This is a genomic window from Amaricoccus sp. (genome assembly GCF_036846665.1).
In the GTDB taxonomy this organism is placed as follows: domain Bacteria; phylum Pseudomonadota; class Alphaproteobacteria; order Rhodobacterales; family Rhodobacteraceae; genus Amaricoccus.
The window spans coordinates 1-4,127 of sequence record NZ_DAIUBO010000295.1; the positions used below are offsets into that span (position 1 = coordinate 1).

Consider the following 4,127-nt stretch of genomic DNA (forward strand, 5'->3'; position numbering starts at 1 on the left):
CCGATCCGGTGGATCTCACGGCGACCCAGCCCCCGGTGGAGGCCCTGCCCGCCGCGACGCTGGGCTATCTGCTCGCCAGCCGGTATTGCGAGACCGACCTGCTCTCCAACGAGGCCTGGCGGCTCTTCGAGCACGGGCCCTCGGGCTGGGGCCGGGTCCAGGCGATCTGCGACTTCGTCCACGACCACGTGCGCTTCGGCTACGAGAATTCCCGGCCCACCCGCACCGCCGCCGAGACCTATGCCGAGGGGCGCGGGGTCTGCCGCGACTTCACCCATCTCGCGGTCACCTTCTGCCGCTGCATGAACATCCCCGCCCGCTACTGCACCGGCTACATCAGCGACATCGGCCTGCCGCCGCCCTATGAGCCGATGGATTTCGCCGCCTGGATGGAGGTCTATCTCGGCGGGCGCTGGTGGGCCTTCGATCCGCGCAACAATGCGCCGCGCCGGGGCCGGGTGCTGATCGCGCGGGGCCGTGACGCGGCCGACGTGCCGCTCACCCACACCTTCGGGCCCAATACCCTGAGCGGCTTCCGGGTCTGGATCGACGAGATCGCCGCCTGAAGGCGCGCCCTTCCCCGCATTCGGGTCCCGGGCCGGAACCATGTCGGCGGCGGCCCCGCGGGGGGCCGGGCACCGGTTCCGCACGGGGCCGGTTTCCGCCTCGACATTCCCCGCCCCGCATCGGATGCTGCCCGCCCGTTCCGCGAAGGCCGTCCGCCCTTGTCCACGCCCGTCTTCCTCGCCGTCCTCGCGGCGGCCCTCCTGCATGCCGCCTGGAACGCGCTCGTCAAGCAGGGTGCGGACAAGCATCTCGGCATGACCGCGGTCGTGATCGGCCATGTGCCCATCGCGCTCGTCGTGCTGCCCTTCGTGCCCTTCCCGGCGCCGGAGAGCTGGCCCTGGCTGCTGGCGGGGCTGCTCCTGCATACCGGCTACCAGCTCTTCCTGATGATGTCCTACCGGATCGGCGACCTGACCCAGGTCTATCCCATCGCCCGCGGCACCGCGCCGCTGCTCGTCGCCGGCGTCTCGGTCGCCTTTCTCGGCGTCCATCTGGCGCCGCTCGAGCTTCTCGGCGTCCTGACCATCGGCGCCGGCATCATGAGCATGAGCCTCGTGCGCCAGCGGGACGGGCTGCGCAACCGCCATGCCGCCCTGCTCGCCCTGGCCACCGGCGGCTTCATCGCCGCCTATTCGCTGGTCGACGGCACCGGCGCGCGGCTGGCGGGCACGGCGCTGGGGTATTTCGGCTGGGCCTCGATCGGCAATGCCGCCGTCTTCTCGGGCCTGATGGCGCTCACCCGGCCCGGGCTGCTCACGCAGGTCTTCCGGCGCGGCAAGCGCGCGATGCTCCTCGGCGGCGGCGCCTCCTTCGTCGCCTATTCCATGGTGATCTGGGCCTTCACCCAGGCGCCCATCGCGCTGGTGACCGCCCTTCGCGAAACGAGCATCGTCTTTGCGCTGCTGATCGGCGTCTTCCTGCTCGGCGAGCGGCTCGACCTCGCCAAGGTGGCCTCGACGATGGTCACCCTGCTCGGCGGCGCCCTCCTGCGCCTCGCCCGATAGGGCAAAACGCGGGCTCTGGTGGCGCGCGCGAAGCGCCCGAAACATAACGGCGAGAATATCCACATGAAATCAAAGTGTTGCAGCTTGTGCGCGCGCGCACGTTCCAAAGGCTCCGCCCATCCGCCGGCAGCGCTCAGCGGACCGGCCCGACCAGCAGGTCCCAGGCACGCGCGATGAAGGCAGGGTTCAGGCCGTGGCCGCCGTCGAAGAGGCAGAGCTCCAGCAGATGCCCGGCCGGGTCGACCCGCCGGGTGCAGTCCAGACCCTCGGCCGCCACCGGCTCGGGCGGGCCGTAGCCGCCGGCCGCCGCCAGCATGTCGATCGCCGCCGGCACGTCGCCCTGCCGGGCCTCCCCGATCGCGCGGCCCGCCAGCGGCACGACCTCGTCCGCGGTGCCGTGGTAGTGGATCAGGTTCAGCGGCGCGGCGGGACAAGCCTCGGGGATCGGCGCCCAGAAGGTGCCCGAAACCGGAACATAGCCGGCGAAGGCGTCGCCCCGCGCGCAGGCGAGGCCCCAGACCATCATCGCGCCCGAGGAAAAGCCCGCCACCAGCATCCGGTCGCGGTCGAGCGCGATCCGCCGGCCGAGATCCTCGACCACCGCATCGAGATAGGCGGCCTCGTCCGCATTCATCGGCCGATCCTGCGCCGGCGCCCCCGGCGCATTCCATTCGTCGCCCGCCGCCTGCAACGCCACGAAGGCAATGCCCAGTTCTTCGGCCAGCGCCCGCAGCGCCGCATTCGCCATCACGCCCTCGCTCGTCCCGCGATAGCCGTGCAGGAAGAAGAGCGCGCCGGTCGGCGCGCTGCCGTCGCGGCCCTCGGGCAGCATCAGCCGGTAGCTGCGCGCGCCCACCCGGCAATCGCTCTCGACGCCGCAGGCCGAGGCCATCGGCGCCGCGAGCAGCAGCGCGAGCACGATCAGCGCCCGGAAGCGGCGCCCCGGCGCCGCCCGCGTCATGGCATGTGATAGCCGGGCGTTGAATGCGAGATCGCGAGTTCCGCCTCGCTCATGTCGGCGGCGAAAGGCTCGAAGAGCGGCGTCGACAGGTATCGCTCGCCGGTGTCGGGCAGCATGGCGAGGATCACGCTACCGTCCTTGGCCTTCTTCGCGATCTCCATCGCCACCCCGAAGGTCGAGCCGCCGGAAACGCCGGTGATGATCCCCTCCTTCGCCGCCAGCTCGCGCGCCCAGCGGATGCCCTCCGCCCCGGCGATCGGGATCAGCGCGTCGTAATAGCCGCCGTCGATCGCCTCCTGCAGGACATGGGGAATGAAATCCGGCGTCCATCCCTGGATCGGATGCGGCTCCCAGGCCGGATGACCCTTGGCCGGGCCGTGGTCGGGCGAGCGTTCCTGCGGCTGGCCCGAGCCGACGAGCTGCGCGTTTTCCGGCTCGGAGAGTATGATCTTCGCCTCGGGCCAATGCTTCTTGAGAACCCGCCCCACGCCCGACACCGTGCCGCCGGTGCCGTAGCCGGTCACGAAATAGTCCAGCCTCGACCCCGCGAAATCGCCGATGATCTCCTGCGCCGTGGTGCTCTCGTGGATGTCGGCATTGGCCTCGGTTTCGAACTGGCGCGCGAGGAACCAGCCGTTCGCATCCGCGAGCTCCTTGGCCTTCATGTACATCCCCACCGCCTTCTGCGACCGCGGCGTCAGCACCACCTGCGCGCCGAGGAAGCGCATCATCTGCCGGCGCTCGATCGAGAAGCTGTCGGCCATGGTCACCACCAGCGGATAGCCCTTCGCCGCGCAGACCATCGCAAGCCCGATCCCGGTATTGCCCGAGGTCGCCTCCACCACGGTCTGGCCGGGCTTCAGCGTCCCGTCGCGCTCGGCCGCCTCGATGATGTTGATCGCCAGCCGGTCCTTGACCGAGCCCGCCGGGTTGAAGAACTCGCATTTCGCATAGATCGTCACCCCCTCGGGCGCGAGCCGGTTGATCCGCACGCAGGGCGTGTCGCCGATGGTCTCAATGATGCTGTCGAAGAGCCGCCCGCGTCCCTTGGTGCTGCGCAGCACGCCGCCGTTTCCGCTCGCGATGTTCATGGTAGTTCCCCCTGTTGCTCCGATCCGGCCACCGCGAAGCGAGTGGTCCACATGCGCCCGATTTTCCGTGTCGGACCGAAGATAGCACGCATATCGCACGTGCACAGACCTCGGCCATGCAGGAGGGAAATCGGTGCGGCGGCTTTCGCGCCGGCGTTGCCGCCGGCGCGATCCGCTTCAGCCGGCGTAGGCCCTCAGTTTCGCTAGGATGCCGTCGATCGCAGGCTTGACGATCGGACCGATCGTGGCGTCCGAAGTCAGCTTCTCCGCGGCCCCCTCGATCGCCGGGAGCGCCGCGGCGATCGCCGATTGCAGGCTCGTGCGCGCTTCCGCCGGGAGAGCCTCGACCGTCGCCGTCATGCCTTCGAGCGCCGCATCCGCTTCGGCCAACGCTGGCGCGGCGGCTTCGGCGGAGGCCTGGTCGGTGATCCCCGTCAGGGCACCGGTGATCCTGTCGAGCACCTGCTGCATGTCGGCGGTCACGTCGATGCCCTCGCCGACTTC

5 protein-coding genes are annotated in these 4,127 nt (G+C 70.2%); 2 read left to right on the forward strand and 3 right to left on the reverse strand.

The features are described from left to right. Together V7050_RS19000 and V7050_RS19005 are read left to right on the forward strand one after the other, a co-directional pair. A partial coding sequence (locus V7050_RS19000; protein WP_324411035.1) for a transglutaminase-like domain-containing protein occupies positions 1–566 on the forward strand: 566 nt, incomplete at its 5' end. 159 nt (positions 567–725) lie between these two features. Beyond that, positions 726–1,571 carry a DMT family transporter gene (locus V7050_RS19005; RefSeq protein WP_324365918.1) on the forward strand — a complete coding sequence of 282 codons (846 nt, stop codon included), beginning with the start codon at positions 726–728 and terminating at the stop codon, positions 1,569–1,571. Between the two features lie 133 nt (positions 1,572–1,704). Here the strand turns inward: V7050_RS19005 and V7050_RS19010 are convergent, their stop codons facing one another. From V7050_RS19010 to V7050_RS19020, 3 genes are all read right to left on the reverse strand, one after another. Next, on the reverse strand, positions 1,705–2,532 hold the full coding sequence (locus V7050_RS19010; RefSeq protein ID WP_324365917.1) for an alpha/beta hydrolase family esterase: 828 nt from the start codon (positions 2,530–2,532) through the stop codon (positions 1,705–1,707). After that, complete coding sequence (locus tag V7050_RS19015; protein ID WP_324365915.1) at positions 2,529–3,623, reverse strand: PLP-dependent cysteine synthase family protein; 1,095 nt, start codon at positions 3,621–3,623, stop codon at positions 2,529–2,531. The genes V7050_RS19010 and V7050_RS19015 overlap by 4 nt, the downstream gene beginning before the upstream one ends. 177 nt (positions 3,624–3,800) lie before the next feature. Continuing rightward, a partial coding sequence (locus V7050_RS19020; protein ID WP_324411036.1) for a hypothetical protein occupies positions 3,801–4,127 on the reverse strand: 327 nt, incomplete at its 5' end.